This window comes from Variovorax sp. J2L1-78, assembly GCF_030317205.1.
Lineage (GTDB): Bacteria > Pseudomonadota > Gammaproteobacteria > Burkholderiales > Burkholderiaceae_C > Variovorax > Variovorax arabinosiphilus.
Genome location: NZ_JASZYB010000002.1, coordinates 818,648 through 835,537, shown reverse-complemented (window position 1 = coordinate 835,537; position 16,890 = coordinate 818,648). Strand labels below are relative to the sequence as shown.

The 16,890-nt window shown below is 69.7% G+C and carries 18 protein-coding genes; 9 read left to right on the top strand and 9 right to left on the bottom strand.

Going from position 1 to position 16,890, the window contains the following annotated elements:
- Positions 1-36 precede the first annotated feature (36 nt).
- The 3 genes from QTH86_RS17865 to QTH86_RS17855 are packed head-to-tail and all read right to left on the bottom strand — an operon-like array spanning position 37 to position 2,548.
- On the bottom strand, positions 37-819 hold the full coding sequence (locus QTH86_RS17865) for an SDR family NAD(P)-dependent oxidoreductase (protein ID WP_286647540.1): 783 nt from the start codon (positions 817-819) through the stop codon (positions 37-39).
- Positions 816-1,904, bottom strand: a complete 1,089-nt coding sequence (locus QTH86_RS17860; protein WP_286647539.1) for a LacI family DNA-binding transcriptional regulator — start codon at positions 1,902-1,904, stop codon at positions 816-818. Before QTH86_RS17860 ends, QTH86_RS17865 begins: the two co-directional genes overlap by 4 nt.
- The gene (locus tag QTH86_RS17855) at positions 1,901-2,548 is read right to left on the bottom strand and encodes a carboxymuconolactone decarboxylase family protein (protein WP_286647538.1); all 648 of its coding nucleotides are present in this window, start codon (positions 2,546-2,548) and stop codon (positions 1,901-1,903) included. The genes QTH86_RS17860 and QTH86_RS17855 overlap by 4 nt, the downstream gene beginning before the upstream one ends.
- A 179-nt stretch (positions 2,549-2,727) precedes the next feature.
- Here QTH86_RS17855 and QTH86_RS17850 point away from each other — a divergent pair, with 179 nt between their 5' ends.
- Positions 2,728-3,270 (top strand): VOC family protein, encoded by a 543-nt coding sequence (locus QTH86_RS17850; RefSeq protein WP_286647537.1) that lies wholly within the window; start codon positions 2,728-2,730, stop codon positions 3,268-3,270.
- Positions 3,271-3,292: 22 nt separating this feature from the next.
- Here the strand turns inward: QTH86_RS17850 and QTH86_RS17845 are convergent, their stop codons facing one another.
- Positions 3,293-4,480, bottom strand: coding sequence for an ABC transporter substrate-binding protein (locus QTH86_RS17845; protein ID WP_286647536.1), 1,188 nt, complete (start codon positions 4,478-4,480; stop codon positions 3,293-3,295).
- Positions 4,481-4,714: 234 nt separating this feature from the next.
- On the opposite strand from QTH86_RS17845, the gene QTH86_RS17840 reads away from it, so the two are divergent.
- The 4 genes from QTH86_RS17840 to QTH86_RS17825 are packed head-to-tail and all read left to right on the top strand — an operon-like array spanning position 4,715 to position 7,956.
- Entirely contained in the window at positions 4,715-6,043 is a 1,329-nt protein-coding gene (locus tag QTH86_RS17840) for an aromatic ring-hydroxylating dioxygenase subunit alpha (protein ID WP_286647535.1), read from the top strand.
- Entirely contained in the window at positions 6,030-6,566 is a 537-nt protein-coding gene (locus tag QTH86_RS17835) for an aromatic-ring-hydroxylating dioxygenase subunit beta (protein WP_286647534.1), read from the top strand. The genes QTH86_RS17840 and QTH86_RS17835 overlap by 14 nt, the downstream gene beginning before the upstream one ends.
- Positions 6,563-7,174, top strand: coding sequence for a cysteine hydrolase family protein (locus QTH86_RS17830; protein ID WP_286647533.1), 612 nt, complete (start codon positions 6,563-6,565; stop codon positions 7,172-7,174). The genes QTH86_RS17835 and QTH86_RS17830 overlap by 4 nt, the downstream gene beginning before the upstream one ends.
- Entirely contained in the window at positions 7,171-7,956 is a 786-nt protein-coding gene (locus tag QTH86_RS17825) for an SDR family oxidoreductase (protein WP_286647532.1), read from the top strand. The genes QTH86_RS17830 and QTH86_RS17825 overlap by 4 nt, the downstream gene beginning before the upstream one ends.
- A gap of 15 nt (positions 7,957-7,971) precedes the next feature.
- Here the strand turns inward: QTH86_RS17825 and QTH86_RS17820 are convergent, their stop codons facing one another.
- Positions 7,972-8,844, bottom strand: a complete 873-nt coding sequence (locus QTH86_RS17820) for a hypothetical protein (RefSeq protein ID WP_286647531.1) — start codon at positions 8,842-8,844, stop codon at positions 7,972-7,974.
- Positions 8,845-9,041: 197 nt separating this feature from the next.
- On the opposite strand from QTH86_RS17820, the gene QTH86_RS17815 reads away from it, so the two are divergent.
- Positions 9,042-9,974, top strand: coding sequence for a hypothetical protein (locus tag QTH86_RS17815; protein WP_286647530.1), 933 nt, complete (start codon positions 9,042-9,044; stop codon positions 9,972-9,974).
- Positions 9,975-9,995: 21 nt separating this feature from the next.
- Here QTH86_RS17815 and QTH86_RS17810 read toward each other — a convergent pair whose 3' ends face one another.
- Positions 9,996-10,334 carry a c-type cytochrome gene (locus QTH86_RS17810; RefSeq protein WP_286647529.1) on the bottom strand — a complete coding sequence of 113 codons (339 nt, stop codon included), beginning with the start codon at positions 10,332-10,334 and terminating at the stop codon, positions 9,996-9,998.
- Positions 10,335-10,344: 10 nt separating this feature from the next.
- The gene (locus QTH86_RS17805; protein WP_286647528.1) at positions 10,345-11,010 is read right to left on the bottom strand and encodes a hypothetical protein; all 666 of its coding nucleotides are present in this window, start codon (positions 11,008-11,010) and stop codon (positions 10,345-10,347) included.
- A 183-nt stretch (positions 11,011-11,193) separates the two neighbouring features.
- Here QTH86_RS17805 and QTH86_RS17800 point away from each other — a divergent pair, with 183 nt between their 5' ends.
- A complete protein-coding gene (locus QTH86_RS17800; RefSeq protein ID WP_286647527.1) occupies positions 11,194-12,327 on the top strand; it encodes an HD-GYP domain-containing protein in 1,134 nt (377 codons plus the stop codon).
- Positions 12,328-12,393: 66 nt separating this feature from the next.
- Here the strand turns inward: QTH86_RS17800 and QTH86_RS17795 are convergent, their stop codons facing one another.
- Positions 12,394-13,404 carry an AraC family transcriptional regulator gene (locus tag QTH86_RS17795; RefSeq protein ID WP_286647526.1) on the bottom strand — a complete coding sequence of 337 codons (1,011 nt, stop codon included), beginning with the start codon at positions 13,402-13,404 and terminating at the stop codon, positions 12,394-12,396.
- Between the two features lie 328 nt (positions 13,405-13,732).
- Between QTH86_RS17795 and QTH86_RS17790 the strand changes: the two genes are divergently transcribed.
- Complete coding sequence (locus tag QTH86_RS17790) at positions 13,733-14,971, top strand: dienelactone hydrolase family protein (RefSeq protein WP_286647525.1); 1,239 nt, start codon at positions 13,733-13,735, stop codon at positions 14,969-14,971.
- A gap of 26 nt (positions 14,972-14,997) precedes the next feature.
- Here QTH86_RS17790 and QTH86_RS17785 read toward each other — a convergent pair whose 3' ends face one another.
- Positions 14,998-15,771, bottom strand: a complete 774-nt coding sequence (locus QTH86_RS17785) for an IclR family transcriptional regulator (RefSeq protein WP_286647524.1) — start codon at positions 15,769-15,771, stop codon at positions 14,998-15,000.
- Positions 15,772-15,885: 114 nt separating this feature from the next.
- On the opposite strand from QTH86_RS17785, the gene QTH86_RS17780 reads away from it, so the two are divergent.
- The gene (locus QTH86_RS17780; protein ID WP_444813868.1) at positions 15,886-16,884 is read left to right on the top strand and encodes a tripartite tricarboxylate transporter substrate binding protein; all 999 of its coding nucleotides are present in this window, start codon (positions 15,886-15,888) and stop codon (positions 16,882-16,884) included.
- The last annotated feature ends 6 nt before the right edge of the window (positions 16,885-16,890 follow it).

Sequence of the window (16,890 nt, the reverse complement as noted above, 5' to 3'; positions counted from 1 at the left end):
GGTGATGTCTCCGTCTTTTCATTGGCAGGGCCCTGCTCAGAGCGAGACGCCGCCGTCCACGACCATCTCGAGGCCGGTGACGTAGCTCGACTCGTCCGAGGCAAGGAACAAGGCAGCGTTGGCGATGTCCCAGGGCGATCCCTGGCGGCCCATCGGGCAACGCTGGTTGCGCAGGTCACGGCCTTCGCGTGCCGCTTCTTCGTCCGGGTAGAGGTGGGCCGCGTGCGGCGTGTCGATGAGGCCGGCGACGATCACGTTACAGCGCACCTGGTGCGGCGCGTACTGGCGTGCCACGACCTTCGTCATGTGGTTGAGCGCCGCCTTCGACGTGCTGTACGACAGGAACTGCATCGCGCTCCACTTGCGGCTCGCGATGGACGACATGTTGATGATCGAGCCGCCGCCCTGTCGGATCATGTGCGGCATGGCTTCGCGCGCGGTGAGCATGGCGCCGCGCAGGTTGATGGCGTGGACGCGGTCCCACGATTCCTCGGTGACCTCGAGCAGTTCGCCGAATTCCTCGACACCGACGTTGTTGTGCAGCACGTCGATGCGGCCGTGGCGTGCGAGGCATTCGGCCACCATCGCGCGGATGCGTTCGGCGTCGCGCACGTCGGCCTCGAAGGCGCTGGCACGGCCACCGGCTTCGGTGATGCGCCGCACCGTATCCTGCGCAGCCTCGATCGAGCGGTCCACGCACAGCACGGCCGCGCCCTCCTGCGCGAAGCGCATCGCACAGGCCGCGCCGTTGCTCACGCCATGGCCGATCGACCCGGCACCGACGACCACGGCCGCGCGGCCCTCGAGGCGCTGGGTCATTTCTTCGCCACCTGCCGTGCGCGCGCGGAAGGCGCTTTGGCCGGGCGCGATGCCGTCTGCGGCCCGCACGATTCGCGCAGCACCATCTGTGTGGTCATGACGATGCGCTCCGGCTCGACCGCCTGGCCGGCCGCGGCGGGCGGCAGGCGCTTGAGCATGAGCTCGGCCGCGGCGGTGCCGACGGCCTCGAAGTCCCAGGTGAGCGAAGTGATGGCCGGGCTGAAGAGTTGCGACAGGTCGGTGTCGCCGACGCTGATCACGCTCACGTCGTCGGGCACGCTGCGGCCCGCATGGCGCAGGCCCTGCAGCACGCCCGCGAGGATGCGGGTGCCGAGGCAGACGAAGGCGGTCGGCGGCTCGGCCGACGACAGCAGCGCCAGCGCTTCGCTGAAGGCGAACTCCATCGCCGAGCGCTCGGCGCGGATGAGCTTGGGCTCGGGCTTCAGGCCGCGCTCGGCAAAGGCGTCGGTGAAGCCGGCGATACGCTCGCGGCCGGGCCGCAGCGTCTGGCCCGGCGTCATCAGCGCGATGCGCGTGTGGCCGAGGTTGAGCAAATAGCGCGTGGCTTGCAGCGCGCCGTGGAAGTGGTCGACGTGCACGCCGCTTCCGGCGGGGCCGAAGTCGCGATCGAGCGCCACCACGGGCAGGTCCTGCGCCAGCAGCGCGTCGAGCATCTCGGGGCGTTCCGATTCGCAGGGGCCGAGGATCAGGCCGTCGACGCGGCGGCGGCGGAAGAAGTCGATCATCGCGCGCTCGTGGCGGCTGTCGTTGTGCGTGTTGGCCAGCAGCAGCGCATAGCCGTCGCGCTGCAGCCGCGCTTCCACCGCGTTGACGATGCGCGCATACAGCGGGTTGGCCAGGTCGGACACCAGCAGGCCCACCACGCCGCTGGTGCGCGTGCGCATGCTCTGCGCGATGGCGTCGGGCGCATAGCCCAGGCGCAGCGCGGCCGCCTGCACCGCTTCGATGGCGGCGTCGCTCACGCGGCCCGCGCGGTTGAACGCGCGCGACGCGGTGCCGACCGACACGCCGGCCGCAGCGGCCACGTCGCGGATCGTCGGCTTGGCCTTGCGTGCCGGCTTCATGCGGCGGCCCCGTCGGCAGGCACGCTGGCCTGCGTCATGCCAGGCGGAAAGCGGCGCGCGCCCTTCTCCAGCGGCACCGCCGTGCTGTTCAAAAAGAAGGCGGCCATGTGATAGAAGGCCGACGACAGGATCAGCTCCACCCGCTGGTCTTCGGGCCAGTGCGTGCACATCGCGGCCCAGGTCGCGTCGCTGACGGTCGAGTGATGGTGCAGCTCGTCGACCATGCACACGATGACGCGCTCCTTCTCGGTCCACAGCGCCTCGCCGGGCTGGCCGACGGTCAGCTCCATCACCTGCGCTTCGCTCAGGCCGCACTTCTCGGCGTAGATGCTCACGTGCATGCCCCACTCGTATTCCGAGCGGGTCAGCGCGCCGGTGCGGATGATCGCGATCTCGCGCTCGCGCTCGGGCAACGCACCCTGGAACAGCACCACGTGCGCCATCGACTGAAAGGCCACCGACAGCTTCGGCTCCTGCGCCAGCACCAGCCGCAGGTTGAGCGGCGACAGCCCCTTGAACGCGCTGTTGCGGATGGCCTTCTCGACCTCGGGCTCGTAGGGCGGCGGGCGCAGCGCCAGGCGCTTCGATGTCGCCAGCTCGAGGGGCAACGGGTGGGCGTGGGTGGCAGTGGCGGAAGAGGACATGGGTAGGCGATGGGATACGGTGGTGCGGCGTAGAAACGTTTCCGCTTTCGTTTCATTGTTCGCCTTGCCTTGCGCCAACACTCTCCATGAATACCCTGAGCCGTTGTCGCGACGGCTACATCCAGAATGAATGGAACCGTTTCTATATCTCAGCGCTGTACGCGCAGAAAGGTCCACGCATGAGTCGCTTTTTCGGGGGAGCCCGCCAGGTCGGTTTCGTAGTGCACGACATCGAGAAAGCCATGGCGCACTGGAGCCGCGTGCTCGGCGTGGGGCCGTGGTTCTACAAGGAAGAAGTGGGTACGACCGAGTTCCGCTACTACGGCCAGCCGTCCGCACTGCCGGACCTGTCGATCGCGCTGGCCAACTCGGGCGACCTGCAGATCGAGCTGATCCAGCAGCGCAACGACGCGCCCTCGCTCTACCTCGATTCGCTCCAGCGATCCGGCGAAGGCGCGCAGCACATTGCGTACTGGACGGAAGACCGCTTCGACGAACTCGCCGCGCAACTGACGGCCGCCGGCTATGTCGAAGGGCACGGCGGGCAGATGGGGCAGCGCGGGCGCTTCGCGTACTACGTGCACCCCGACCTGCCGAGCGGCATGATCGAGCTGTCGGAACTCACCGGCGGCAAGGGCGACTACTTCCGCCGCATCGCCGAAGCCTCGCGGGGTTGGGACGGCAGCGACCCGATCCGGCGCATGGGCACGCCGGCGCGCTGAGGCGCGGCCGCGCCCTGTCCGTTCACTTCATCGCGCATTCGCCCACGAACGGGTCGGCATGGTCGGTCATGGTCGTGCCGACCAGCTTGTTCGCGAGCTTGCCCTGCGTATCTTTCTCGACGACGCGCATGTACAGGTTGTGGATCGGGAACTGGTTGGTGTTGAACTTGAACGGCCCGCGCACCGAGGCGAAGTCGGCCTTGCGCAGCGCCTTGCGCAGCGCGTCCTTGTCTTCCACCTTGCCGCCGACGGCGCGCACCGCGCTGTCGATGAGCATCGCCGTGTCGTAGGCCTGCGAGGCATAGAGCGTCGGCGCACGCCCGTAGGCCTTGCGGAAGTCGGCGACGAACTTCTGGTTGGCCGCGTTGGGCAGGTCCGAGGCCCACTGCGACGCGTTGTAGAGCCCGACGATCGGCTCGCCGATGGCGCCGATGGTGTCTTCGTCGCCCGAGAAGCCGGGCGCCAGCAGCGCCACCTGCTTCGACAGGCCCGACGCGCCGAACTGCTTGATGAAGTTCACGCCCATGCCGCCGGGCAGGAAGAAGAACACCGCGTCGGGCTTGGCCGCACGCATCGTCGCCAACTCGGGTGCGTAGTCGAGCTGGCCCATCTTGGTGTAGAGCTCCTCGACGATCTCGCCCTTGTACTGGCGCTTGAAGCCAGCCAGCGATTCGCGGCCGCCGGGGTAGTTGGGGGCGATGAGCGCGACGCGCGTGAACTTGCGGTCGGTCGCGTACTTGCCCACGGCCTGCGGGATGTCTTCGTTGTGCCAGGCCACGGCGAAGAAGTTGCGGTTGCACTTGGCGCCGGCGTAGTCGCTCGGGCCGGTGTTGGGGCTCAGGTAGATGGTGTCGCTCGCCAGGATGCCGGGCAGCAGCGGCAGCAGCACGTTGCTGAAGACGACCCCGGTGACGAGGTCGACCTTGTCGCGCTTGATGAAGCGGTCGACGGCCTGCAGCCCGCTTTCGGGCTTCTGCTGGTCGTCGATGATGTCCATCTGCACCGGCAGGCCGCCGAGCTTGTCGCCGCTGTTCTTGATGCCGAGGTTGAAGCCGTCGCGCACCTCGTTGCCGATCACCGCGCCGGGGCCCGACAGCGTCGTGAGGAAGCCGATCTTGAGCGCGTCGGCCGCCTGCGCGGCGGAGGCGGCGAGCAGGGCGCCGCCAAGGGTGGCCGCCAGGGCGAGGCGGTGCAGGGAGGGACGTGGCATGCGGGCAGCTCCAGTTCGGACGAGGGGTGCGGCGAAGTCTAGGAGCCGACCCGCGCCGGCAGCTATCCGCAAACGGCAAGCGCGCGGTGGCAGGCTGTCCGATTTACGCAGTGCACCGCGCGCCCCGCCGCGCCTTGCCGTTTCCGGACAAGCCCTTGCCGATCGCGGCTAGTTCGCATCGCACGATCTCCCCACACTGGGGCCTTACGTCGTGGACGGACAAGGACCCTTTCGATGATTGCCGATGACGAGCTGGCCGCCCTGGTGCGGCCCGACAGCGTGAACAAGCGCGTCTACACCGACCCCGCCATCTTCGCGCTGGAGATGGAACGCATCTACGGCCGCGCCTGGATCTACGTCGGCCACGACAGCCAGGTGCCGAACACCGGCGACTACCACACGACCCGCCTGGGCGACCAGGACGTGGTGATGGTGCGCGCCGCCGACGGTGCGGTGAAGGTGCTCTACAACCGCTGCCCGCACAAGGGCGCCAAGCTGGTGAGCGAAGGCGATGGCTGCGCCGGCAAGTTCTTCCGCTGCCCGTACCACGCGTGGACCTTCAAGCTCGACGGCACGCACCTCGGCGCACCGATGCGGGACGGCTTCGAGGGCACGGCCTACGACCCGACGAACCCGCAGTTCTCGATGGCGCCGGTGGCGCGTGTCGACAGCTACCGCGGCTTCGTCTTCGCCAGCCAGAGCGCCGAGGGCCCAAGCCTGCGCGACTTTCTCGGCGGCGTGGCGAGCTCGATCGACAACCTGTGCGACCGCTCGCCCGTCGGCGAGGTCGAGGTGGTGGGCGGCGTGTTCCGCGTGCTGCAGGAGTCGAACTGGAAGGTGTTCTACGAGAACCTGCACGACACGATGCATGCGCGCGTGACGCACGAGTCGTCGTTCCGCGCGGCGCGCGACGAGGCGGCCGCGATCGGTGAGATGCCCTTCGAGCTGCTGATCCAGGATGGCAACGGCGAGCCCTACACCTTCTGGGAAAAGCTGGAACTGCGCGCCTACCGCGGCGGCCATGGCTACATGGAAGGCATCTTCGACCCGGGTGCCGCCACGCGCGACCCGGTGGCGCGCGCGCACTTCGAGTGCCTGAGCGAAGCGGTGGGCGAGGAGCGCGCGCGCGAAGTGCTCGGCATGAACCGCCACAACACCATCCTCTACGGCAGCGGCTCGCCGCACAACGTGTTCCAGCAGTTCCGCGTGATCCGTCCGCTGGCGGTCGACCGCACGCTGATCGAGATCCAGCTGTTCCGCTGCAAGGGCGCACCCGATGCGGTGTTCGACCGTGCGCTGACCTACGCCAACCTCATCAACTCGCCCTCGTCGAACGTGATGCCCGACGACGTGGAGCTGTACCGCCGCTGCCAGCAGGGCAACAACACGCGCGGCGGCGAATGGGTGAGCCTGCACCGCTACGCGGGCACCGACCGCATGCTGCCCGACGGCGCGGTGTCGACCAACGGCACCAGCGAGCTGCCGATGCGCAACCAGTTCGCCGCATGGCGCGAGTACATGCTGGCTGATGTGCCGGGGGAGGCTGCGCATGCTGCTGCTTGACCGCGCCTTCGACGTCTCGACCACCCCGCTGACGCCAGCGCCCGCCAACCCGGCACTGGCGCAGGAGGCCGCGCAGTTCATCGGCCGCGAGTCGCGCCTGCTCGACGAGCGCCGCTTCGACGAGTGGTTGGCGCTGTGGACCGACGAAGGCCGCTACTGGATGCCGCGCCACCACGGGCAGGCCGACCCGTTCCAGCAGATCTCGCTGTTCTGGGAAGACCGCATGCTGCGCGAGACGCGCGTGCGCCGCCTGCTGCACCCACGCAATTGGTCGCAGCAACCGCCCACGCGCAGCAGCCGGCTGGTGGGCAACCTCCAGGTCGACGGGCTCGACGCAGCGGGCCACCTCATCGTGTGCGCGACGCTGCACTACGTCGAATACCGGCTCGAGCAGCGCATGCTGGCGGGCCAGGTCTTCTACAAGCTGGCGCGCGCCGAAGACGGCGGCTTCCGCCTGCAGCTCAAGCGCGTGAACCTCGTCAACTGCGACAGCGTGTTCGGCAACCTGGAGGTCTTCGTGTGACACCGACGTCCACGACCGCGGTGCTGGCGCTGCACTACCAGAACGAGACGCTGCACCCCGACGGACGCATCCGCGTCGGTCTCGCAGAGGGCGGCGCGGCGCGTTACGCCGTGATCGCCGCCGCCTCCGCGCTGCTGGCCGGCGCCCGCGCGCGCGGCTGGCCGATCGTGCATGTGCGCATCGCCTTCCGGCCCGACTACGCCGACTGCCCGCGCAACACACCGATCTTCCGGCGTACCGTCGAACTCGGCGCGGTGCGCGACGGCGAATGGGGCGCGGAGTTTCTGGAAGCGCTCGCGCCGCAGCCGGGCGAGCGCGAGTTCGTCGTGACGCACACGCGCATCAGCGCCTTCGCCGGCACACCCGTCGAGCAGTTGCTGCACCTGGTCAATGCCAAACGGCTGCTGGTCGCGGGTGTGGCCACGCATTCGGTGGTCGAGGGCACGGTGCGCGACGCGGCCGACCGCGGCTTCGACGTGTTCGTGGCGGCCGATGCCTGCGCCGCGGCCGACCGCGCGGTGCACGACGCCTCGCTGGCGAGCATGGCGCTGGTGGCGACCATCACGACCGTGGCCGAGGCCTTCGCCGCGCTGGAGGCCATGGCATGAAGCTCGCGGGCAAGGTCGCGATCGTCACCGGCGCCACGCAGGGGCTGGGGCACGACGTGGCGCGCGGGCTGGTGGCGCAGGGGGCGCGCGTCGTGATCGCCGGCATCGACCCCGCGGCCGGGCAGGCCGTGGCGGATGCGCTCGGCGACATGGCGCGCTACGTCGGCACCGACATCGAGGACGACGCGCAGATCGCGCAGTGCATCGCCGCGACGCTCGCGCACTTCGGCCAGCTCGACCTGCTGGTGAACAACGCCTGCGTGTACGACGACGCGGGCATCGCATCGACCCGCGCGCAGTGGCTGCACACGCTCAACGTCAACCTGGTGTCGGCCGCGATCTTCGCGCAGCAGGCCGCGGCGGTGATGCCGCGCGGCGGCGTGATCGTCAACCTCGGCAGCGTGGGCGGCAAGTTCGGTTCGGCGGCGCGGGCCACCTACCCGGCGTCGAAGGCCGGCATGCTGCAGCTCACGCGCAACCTCGCCGTCGCCCTGGCGCCGCAGGGCATCCGCTGCGTCAGCGTGTCGCCGGCCTGGACCTGGTCGCCGGCCTTGGCGGGCATGAGCGGTGGTTCGATCGAACGGGCCGATGCGGTGGGCGCGCACGTGCATCCGCTGGGTCGCGTCGGGCGCGGGGAAGAAGTCGCGGCGGCGGTGGCCTTCGCCTGCTCCTCGGAAGCCTCGTGGATCACCGGGGTCGACCTGCCGGTGGACGGCGGCTTCTCGTGCCTGGGGCCGGACCAGGGGAGGTCGCCGCGCGCGTGGTTCGAGGCGACGCCCTGACCCCTCGGCAAGGGCTCAGTGATTCAGCGCCGCGGCGGCGGTCAGCGTGGACTGCGTCAGCGCCTGCTCGGCCTTCGCGTCGATGCGCAGGCCGCCGGCGCGCATCGACTTGACGAGGGCAGCGAGCGTGCTCGCCTCGGCAGCACGGCGGTGGTCCAGGCGGCGCTCGCAACCGGTCGAGCAATCGACGCGGTCGTCCACGGCGCGGGCCAGGCTCTCGAAGCGGACGGCCAGTTCGGTCGCTTGGGGCGACACCGACTGGCCGCGCGCGAAGCGGGCGAATTCGCTCGCCAGCCTTTCGGTCTGGCGCTGTGCCACGACCGCGGCCGGGCGGCAGTCGTCGAACAACGGCGTGCGGGCGACGAGCCCGCGTCCGGTGCAGACGAAGGCGACGTCCTGGTCCTTCGTGACGGTCTGCGCCACGGCCATGCTGTCGCGCGCCAGGCGCGCCTTCGTGCCGAGCAGCACGCCGTCGCGCAACACCACGTAGGGCACCTGGTCGTCGTCCTTGCTGATGCCCAGCACGCTGCCGCTGAGCAGCACCTGGCGGCCGAGCAGGCGACGGTCGCCTGCGGCCGGGTCCTTGGCATAGACCCGCCGTGCCGCTTCGGCGGTGACCGCCACGGTGCCGAAGAGTTCGCCGACGGCCGTGTCTTCACCGCGCCCGAACGCGGCCACCTCGTCCTTCAAGTAGAAGTTGACGAGCGGCGCGAACTGGCGGTCGAGCGTGTAGCGGACGGTCGAGACCACGTGATCGGCCGGCGGCGCCTGGAATTCAAGGGTCGGCACGCGCAACGTCGCATCGATGGGTGCCGGCGGTAGCGCCTCTCGCTGCGCGCAGGCGGCCAGCGCCAGCAGAAAACACAGGGAGAGGAGGTGTCGCGTCATGCCCAGATTGTCGAGGGGCAGGGTGACGACTGTCTGTGCAATGTCAACACTCCGGCCGCATTCCGCATCTGAGATCGCCGTACTGCCAAGAATTTAACGATCGCGGCGTGGCCAAACGGCCCACCCCCCTAAAGTCCGGGCCTTCTCATCCGAAGGCCACGCCGACGACCGGGGGCCCGATGCGCGATCATGGGACCATGACGATTGCGGTCTGCACCCTCTTCGAAGGCCACTACCACCACGGCGTGGCGGTGCTGGTGAATTCGCTGGCGGCGGCAGGCTACGAAGGCACGGTGTGGGCCGGCCACCGCGGACCGCTGCCGGAATGGCTGACCCGCCGCGCAGGCTTCGAGCGCGGCCGGGCGCGGCTGCAGGTGACCTCGCGGCTGGCGCTGCAGACGGTGGCCCTCGACCCGCCGTGGAGCCTCAACTACCACAAGCCGGCCTTCATGCGCGAGCTGCTGCACCGGGTCCCGGCGGCTGACGCGGTGGTCTACCTCGACCCCGACCTGGTGGTGAAGTGCGCCTGGTCGGAGATCGAGGCCTGGCTCGCCGGTGGCGAGGTCGCGCTGATCGAGGACCTCGACGGCGCGCTGCCCTCGGACCATCCCAGGCGACAGCAGTGGCGCCAGTTCTTCGCCGCGCACGGCGAGCAGCCGCAGCGCCCGCTGGAGCGCTACTACAACAGCGGCTTCGTGGGGGTGCCGCGCGCGCGGGCCGACGTCCTCGGGCACTGGCAACGCATCTGCGAACTGGTCGCGGCCGAGACGGGCAACGTCCTGCGCCAGCGCAAGATCGGCGGGCCTGAGCATCCCTTCCATTCCACCGACGAGGACGCGCTCAACTTCGCCTTGAGCCTGTCGCTGGCACCGCTGCGCACGCAGGGCCCCGAGGCGATGGACTTCATGCCCGGCGGACGGCACCTGTCGCATGCGGTCGGTGCGGCCAAACCCTGGCAGGGCCGGCATTTGCGCGGGGCGCTGCGCGGGCGGCCACCGTCGGTCGCGAGCCAGGCCTTCTACCGGTTCACGCGCGGCCCGCTCGCCTCGCTGTCGCCGCTGACGCTGGTGCGGCGGCGGGTGTCGATGGCGCTGGCGACGGCGCTCGGGCGGGTGTACCGGCGGCGCTGACGCCGATCGCCTGCAAGGGCTTCAGGGCTGCGGCGGCTGCGCGAGCACCCAGCGCGCCAGCGTCTCGGATTCCGCCACCGTCATCTTCGGTTGGCGCGGCATGATCACGCGGCCCCAGGTGCCGACGCTGCCCCCGCGGATCTTCGCGGCGAGCCGTGCCGGGGCGGCGGCGTCGCCACCGTAGCGTGCCGCGATCTGCGCGAAGCCGGGGCCGACCTGCTTTCTCACCATGCCATGGCAGGCCATGCAGCCGTAGGTCCCGCTCAGCCGCGGCGCGTCGTCGGGCCGCCCGTCCACCGCCTGCGCGGCATGCGGGGTGGCGCAGAGGATCAGCAGGCTGGCCAGAAGAAGCGTTCGCATGCCACGCACTCTACGTGCTGCGCGCGATGGGCGGCTCGCCATCGAAGACGACGCCCAGCGCACGTGCCACATGCGCGTCCTCGATCGGCAGCTCCCAGCTCAGGAACACCAGGGTTGCATCCACCTCCGCCGCGAAGTCGGCTTCGTCGAAGCCGCTGCGGCCGCGCCGGAGGACGGTGTGCGGCTGGCCCGTGTCGAAGACCACCGCCAGCCCGCGGACGAGGGGCATGCGAAGGCCCACTGCCGGGAAATGCAGGTCCAGCCCCTTGTCTTCGCTGAGGAAGAGGTTGCAGAAGGCCGCACCGCCGTACTGCGCGGCGTCGTGGTGGACCCTCGCGCCGCGGCAGGCCATCAACGCCACCTCGCTGGAAGCCAGCACCTCCGACAGCCCGAGCGCACGGGTCCAGTCGGCCATCGCCTGCACGCAGGGCCGGTAGTCCGGCCAGCGCGCGCGGGCGCGCGGCAGGGGCAGCGGCTCGACGTCGCCGGGCGCCAAGCCCAGGCGGGACGACACCTCGCGTTCCCAGTCGGCCGTCAGACGCGCGGGCGGCATCGGCACCTCGAGCGTGCCGACCAGCACCACATCGCTCACGCTTCGACTGCGCAGGTCTTCACCGGTGCGAAAGCGGACGATCGAGGGGCCGCGTTCGTCAGGCGGCGGTGAGACGGGAGGCATCGGGTCAGTGTAGTAAGGCGAAAGACAACAGACGGATGACAGCTCGCAAAACACGTCGTTGCGAACGTGCCAAGGTTGACGCGGGCCGCACGCATCGAACAGGTTTGGACACCTTTTCGTCCTATAGTTAAATTTTCATACCTGCCACCGCAGCGCTTGCCTCGAAAACGCGCACAGAACGTCATGCTGAAGAAGATCAAGGCCACGCAGCTGGAAGAAGGCATGGTCCTCAAGGGGCTCGATGGCATCTGGACGGGTGTGCCGAATTCGCGCTCGACCTCACGGGTGCTCGACCGGCGCCTGTTGCGCTCGCTGCGCGCCCGGGGCGACATCTCCGTCTGGATCGAGGTCGCCGAAGCACCGCCGGTGGTACGTGCGCCACCTCCCATCAATGCGCACGAAGCCGCCACCAGCGCCCGTGCCCTCGGCGCGTCCACCATGAGGGGAGCCTTCGCCGACGCGCAGGCCAACCGGCCCCTCAACGTGGCACAGGCGGTTCAGGTGGTCGACGGGATCTACGCCACCATCGAACACGACCCCGGTGCCATGCTGAGCGTGGCCCGGCTCAAGACCGCCGACGAGTACACCTACATGCACTGCGTCACCGTTTGCGCGCTCATGGCGGCCTTCGCGCGCGAGCTGGGCATGACCGAAGGGCAATGCCGCAACGCGGCCATCGGCGGTCTCTTCCACGATCTGGGCAAGGCGCGGGTGCCGATCGAGATCCTGAACAAGCCGGGCGCCCTCACCGACGCGGAGTTCACGACGATGAAGAACCACCCGCGGCTGGGCATGGAGATGTTGCAGAGCAACGGCTTCGACGAGCCCATCGCGCTGGACATCTGCCTGCACCACCACGAGAAGATCAGTGGCGGCGGCTACCCCGACGGGCTGGACGACGAGGAGATCTCGATCTACGCGCGCATGGCGGCCATCTGCGACGTCTTCGATGCCGTGACCTCCGCGCGCGTCTACAAGCGTGCCTGGGACCCGGCCGACGCCCTGGTGCGCATGGCCGCGTGGAAGGGCCACTTCGACCGCGAGCTGCTGGCCGCCTTCATCAAGCTGGTCGGCGTGTACCCCGTGGGCTCGCTGGTGCGGCTGAGTTCGGGCCTGCTGGCCGTGGTGGTACAGCAGCGCAAGGATCAGCTGTACAAGCCGATCGTGCGCACCTTCTATTCGACGGTGCAGGAAACACCGACGGTGCCGACGCTGCTCGACCTGAGCGAGCCGGATTGCAATGTGCAGATCGTCGGACGCGAGCCGCGCGACCTCTGGGACGACGCGCACATCCAGCGGCTGTCGCTGCCGGACTGAACGCCGGCGCGCCAAGCCATGCGCGGGCTCGTGGTGCGCCCGAATGCCTGATGCGGCGCGGACGATTCAGCGCCGCGCCGTGTGCCGCGGCAGTTCGCCGAAGCGCTCGCGGTAGTAGGCCGAAAAACGGCCCAGATGGCCGAAGCCGAAGGCCATCGCCGCGTCGGTGACCAGGCAGTCGGCATCGCGCTCGAGCATCTGCCGCGCGGCCTCGAGCCGCACCTGGCGCAGCCACACCATCGGGCCGACGCCGAAGCGGCGCTTGCAGTGCATGTGCAGGGTGCGCGGGCTCACGCCGGCGGCGCGCGCCAGGTCTTCGAGCGACAGCGGCGCGCACAGGCGGCTGCGCATGTAGCGCTCGGCGGCGGCCAGCGGCGGCTCGAGCGCGTCGGCGGACGACGGCGTGCCCAGGGTCAGCGCTGCGTCGTTCAGCGCCGGCGCACCGCCCGCCGGCTGCTGCGTGAGCAGGAAGTAGGCGAGGCTGCGCTCGACATGCTCGAGCCAGGCCGGGTGGCAGGCCGCGGGCCGGTCGGCGGCGTCGGGCAGGGCGAGTTCCATCAGCGACTGCACCAGGCCGAACCACTGGGCCGATGCGCCGTCGTGCAGCCGATGGGCCGACTGCAACCCGGTGGCGGCCGCGGCCTGCGCGCTGTGCACGGCGGCGTCGTGCACCAGTGTCAGCGGAATGCGCAGCAGCAGCTGCTCGCAGTCGCGGCTCCAGCGCAGGCGCACGCTGCGGCGCGGCGCAATGACCGCCACCTGGCCGCGGCCGATCGAGAGGCGGTGGCCGTCGCTTTCGATCTCGGCGCTGCCGGACAGCGGCATCTGCACCAGCGCGAAGCCGTCGAAGGGCTGCGGGCGCACCTCGACCTCGGGCCCGTAGCGCAGGATGAACATCTGCAGCCGCGGCGAGCCCGCGCTGTAGAGCGCCGAGTCGACCGCGCCGGCGCCGCAGCGCACGTCGTGCTCGACGAGCGCGTGGCGCAGGTAGGCCCTGGAAGCGTCGATGCAGTCCGACGCGAAGACCCGGTTGCGGTAGAGCCGCGACAGGTCCATCGCCGGCATCGCCGGACTCATGGACGGCACGCCGCGAAGGCGGCACGGTCGAAGCCGAACGGAAGGGACGGGTCGGTCCGGGTCATGTGCGTCAAGCTCCTTGGGGCGCCGTGGGGTGCGCGGGATGGGGCGGATGCCGTGCGTGCGGCATCGCAGTCTGCATCCACACCCGTCGGCGAGCAAGAGCCATGCCGATGCCCATCCCGCGTGGGCGCCTTTGTCCGCTATCGGCGATGCGCCGCCGCGCGGCCGGCACGGGCTTGCGGATTCCGGATAGCCACGCGAGCGGTTTTGCGGTGAGATCGGGCGGTCGCCAACTCACTCCGCCTGCCCCACGCAGGCCGCACCCATGAGCAGAACCCTCACCATCCCGGCGCTGGACGGCAGCGGCAGCTTCTCCGCCTACGTGGCCGTGCCCGCCAGCGGCCATGGCCCCGGCATCGTCATCGCGCAGGAGATCTTCGGCGTGAACGCCAACATGCGCGCCACCGCCGACCTCTACGCCGAGGAAGGCTACGTGGCCATCGTGCCCGACCTGTTCTGGCGCCAGAAGCCGGGCATCGAGCTGGGCTACACCCCGGCCGACTTCGAGCAGGCCATCGGCTACTTCCAGGGCTTCGACCTGGACAAGGGCATCGAGGACATCCAGGCCACGCTCAACCTCCTGCGCACGCTGCCCGAAGTCGAGACCTCGGTTGGCCAGGGGCTCGTCGGCTTCTGCCTGGGCGGGCGGCTCGCCTACTTCGCGGCCTGCCGCACCGACGTGTCGGTGGCCGTGGGCTACTACGGCATGGGCATCGAGCATGCGCTGGACGAGGCACCGAAGATCAAGGGCCGGCTGGTGCTGCACTTCGCCGAGCTCGACGGCTACTGCGACGCCGCCGCGCGCGCCACGATCACCGAGGCGCTGGCGCCCAACAAGCGCATCGAGATCTACACCTACCCGGGCGTCGAGCACGCCTTCGCGCGCCTCGGCGGCATGCACTTCGACAAGCTCGCGTCGATGATGGCGCAGCAGCGGACCATCGCCACGCTCAAGCGCGAACTCGGCCCCGACTACGACCTGTCGGCGCTGTGGGACAAGCACTGCGAATACGAGTTCGGCACGCGCAACGTCGAGGACACGATGGCGACAATGGTGGCCGAGCCCTACGTCAACCACATCCCCACCATGACCGGTGGCGTCGGCTACAAGCAGCTCTACCGCTTCTACAAGAACCACTTCGTGCACGGCAACCCGCCGGACATGGCGCTGCGGCCGCTGTCGCGCACCGTCGGCTCCAACCAGCTCGTCGACGAGTTCATCATGAGCTTCACCCACACGACCGAGGTCGACTGGATGCTGCCCGGCATCGCGCCGACCGGCCGCAAGGTCGAGCTCCCGATGCTCGGCGTGGTGCGCTTTCGCGGCGACAAGCTGTGCCACGAGCACATCTACTGGGACCAGGCCAGCGCGCTGGTGCAGATCGGCGTGCTCGACCCGGCCGGCCTGCCCGTGGCGGGTGCGGAGACGGCGCACAAGCTGATCGACGAGACGCTGCCGTCGAACACGTTGATGGCGCGCTGGAAGACCAGCGAGGGCACGTGACGGGCTGAAGCCTGCCAGCCGGTCGGTCAGCGCAAGGGCCGCCCGGTGGCAGGTTCCAGGCCCTCGAGGCCGTGGACGATCTGCCGGCTCAGCGCCACCAGCGGCGCGCTGAGATGCGCCGCCACGTCGGCCACCGGTTCGGTCGTGGACACGCTGACGTTCAGCACATGGCCCCATGCGCCGTGCACACGAAGCGGCACGGCCAATGCAACGATCTCGGGCTGCCATGACGCGACGCACCACCCGTGCGTGTGCACGCTGTCCATGGCCGCGTCGATCTCCCGGCGCAACGCCGGCCAGTCGGCACGGCGCGCCTTCAGCGTCTTGAACAGCGCCTTGCGCTGCGCTTCGGGGGCGACCGCCAGCCAGGCGCGACCGAGCGAGGTCAGTTCGATGGGCACCCGCTGGCCGCTGACCACGTTGCGCAGGGACGGGCGACGGTTGTAGCGGATCGACTCGATGTAGACCATCTCCGACCGGTCGGCCACGGCGAGCCCGACGTTGATGCGCAGCTTCTCGGCCAGGGCGCGCATCAGCGGCGCCGCCACCTGCAGCACCGTCGAGCCGGTGCGCATCGCATGCGCCAGGCTCAGCACGGGTGCGGCCAGGCGATAGGCGCGCGCCGGGCGGTCATGTTCGAGCAGGCCCGCACCGACCAGGGTCTGCGTCAGGCGGCTCACGGTGGCCGGTGACAGCTGCGTGCGCTCGGCCAGTTCGCCGTTGCCGAGCAAGGCGGAGCCCGGCCGGAAGGCCCGCATGATCTCCACCCCGCGTTCGAGGGAACGGTTCGTCGTGGCCATGGCTATCCTTTCGAGCGGTCAATGCAATTCCACTCAGTGGAATTGGCAGGGTGCATCGCGGGAGTATGCGACCTAAGCTGCAAGCGCGTAGTCATACAAGAAAAGAGACAAACCATGCTTGCATTCATGCACCCGCGGGCGCTGCGTCGCCTGCCGTTCCTTCGCTCGATCGCGCTCCTGGCGTTCGCGGTCTTCGGCGCGCTGCCCGCCATGGCGGCGTTCCCCGACAAGCCGATCCGGATCGTCGTGCCCTTCGCCCCGGGCGGCGGGACCGACGCCATCACGCGCACGCTCGGCGTGGGCATGGCGAATACGCTCGGCCAGCCCGTCATCGTCGACAACAAGCCCGGCGCCGGCACCATCATCGGCACCGACTTCGTGGCCAAGAGCGCGCCCGATGGCTACACGCTGGTCATGGCCACCTTCGCGCATGCGGTCAACCCGGCCCTGCAGCCCAAGCTGCCCTACGACACCCGCAAGGCCTTCGCCCCGGTCGCGTTGATCGGCGCGTCGCCCAACGTGCTGGTGGTGCGTGCGGACTCGCCGTACAAGACGCTGGCCGACCTCGTGGCCGGCGCGAAGGCCAGGCCGGGCAAGCTGAGCTTCGCCTCGCAGGGCAATGGCACCTCCGCGCATCTGGCGGGCGAACTGTTCAAGAACCTCGCCAGGATCGACCTCGTGCACGTGCCGTACCGCGGTGCCGGCCCGGCCATGACCGACCTGCTGGGTGGCCAGGTGGACATGATGTTCGCCACCGCGGCCGCAGCGAAGTCCTTCGTGGCCGCGGGAAAGATGCGCGCACTGGCCGTGACCACGGCGCACCGTTCGCCCGCCTACGCCGACGTACCGACCATGGCCGAGGCCGGCGTGCCCGGCTATGCCGCGGAGAGCTGGTACGGGCTGTATGCCGCCGCGAACACGCCCAAGGACGTGATCGATCGCCTCAACGCCGCCGTGCGGCGTGCCGTCAAGGAAGCGCCCTTCGTCCAGCAGACGCAGACCGAAGGGCTCGACGTCAACGTCGGCTCGCCCGACGAACTGGACCGCTACGTGCGCGCCGAAGAAGTGCGCTGGCGCAAGGTCGTCCAGGACAACCACATCACCATCGACTGAGGTCCA

What these genes read in the sequence shown, in the direction of transcription:
- QTH86_RS17865 (WP_286647540.1), bottom strand. Translation starts at nt 819, where the DNA reads ATGACCCAGCGCCTCGAGGGCCGCGCGGCCGTGGTCGTCGGTGCCGGG.
- QTH86_RS17860 (WP_286647539.1), bottom strand. Translation starts at nt 1,904, where the DNA reads ATGAAGCCGGCACGCAAGGCCAAGCCGACGATCCGCGACGTGGCCGCT.
- QTH86_RS17855 (WP_286647538.1), bottom strand. Translation starts at nt 2,548, where the DNA reads ATGTCCTCTTCCGCCACTGCCACCCACGCCCACCCGTTGCCCCTCGAG.
- QTH86_RS17850 (WP_286647537.1), top strand. Translation starts at nt 2,728, where the DNA reads ATGAGTCGCTTTTTCGGGGGAGCCCGCCAGGTCGGTTTCGTAGTGCAC.
- QTH86_RS17845 (WP_286647536.1), bottom strand. Translation starts at nt 4,480, where the DNA reads ATGCCACGTCCCTCCCTGCACCGCCTCGCCCTGGCGGCCACCCTTGGC.
- QTH86_RS17840 (WP_286647535.1), top strand. Translation starts at nt 4,715, where the DNA reads ATGATTGCCGATGACGAGCTGGCCGCCCTGGTGCGGCCCGACAGCGTG.
- QTH86_RS17835 (WP_286647534.1), top strand. Translation starts at nt 6,030, where the DNA reads ATGCTGCTGCTTGACCGCGCCTTCGACGTCTCGACCACCCCGCTGACG.
- QTH86_RS17825 (WP_286647532.1), top strand. Translation starts at nt 7,171, where the DNA reads ATGAAGCTCGCGGGCAAGGTCGCGATCGTCACCGGCGCCACGCAGGGG.
- QTH86_RS17820 (WP_286647531.1), bottom strand. Translation starts at nt 8,844, where the DNA reads ATGACGCGACACCTCCTCTCCCTGTGTTTTCTGCTGGCGCTGGCCGCC.
- QTH86_RS17815 (WP_286647530.1), top strand. Translation starts at nt 9,042, where the DNA reads ATGACGATTGCGGTCTGCACCCTCTTCGAAGGCCACTACCACCACGGC.
- QTH86_RS17810 (WP_286647529.1), bottom strand. Translation starts at nt 10,334, where the DNA reads ATGCGAACGCTTCTTCTGGCCAGCCTGCTGATCCTCTGCGCCACCCCG.
- QTH86_RS17805 (WP_286647528.1), bottom strand. Translation starts at nt 11,010, where the DNA reads ATGCCTCCCGTCTCACCGCCGCCTGACGAACGCGGCCCCTCGATCGTC.
- QTH86_RS17800 (WP_286647527.1), top strand. Translation starts at nt 11,194, where the DNA reads ATGCTGAAGAAGATCAAGGCCACGCAGCTGGAAGAAGGCATGGTCCTC.
- QTH86_RS17795 (WP_286647526.1), bottom strand. Translation starts at nt 13,404, where the DNA reads ATGAGTCCGGCGATGCCGGCGATGGACCTGTCGCGGCTCTACCGCAAC.
- QTH86_RS17790 (WP_286647525.1), top strand. Translation starts at nt 13,733, where the DNA reads ATGAGCAGAACCCTCACCATCCCGGCGCTGGACGGCAGCGGCAGCTTC.
- QTH86_RS17785 (WP_286647524.1), bottom strand. Translation starts at nt 15,771, where the DNA reads ATGGCCACGACGAACCGTTCCCTCGAACGCGGGGTGGAGATCATGCGG.
- QTH86_RS17780 (WP_444813868.1), top strand. Translation starts at nt 15,886, where the DNA reads ATGCTTGCATTCATGCACCCGCGGGCGCTGCGTCGCCTGCCGTTCCTT.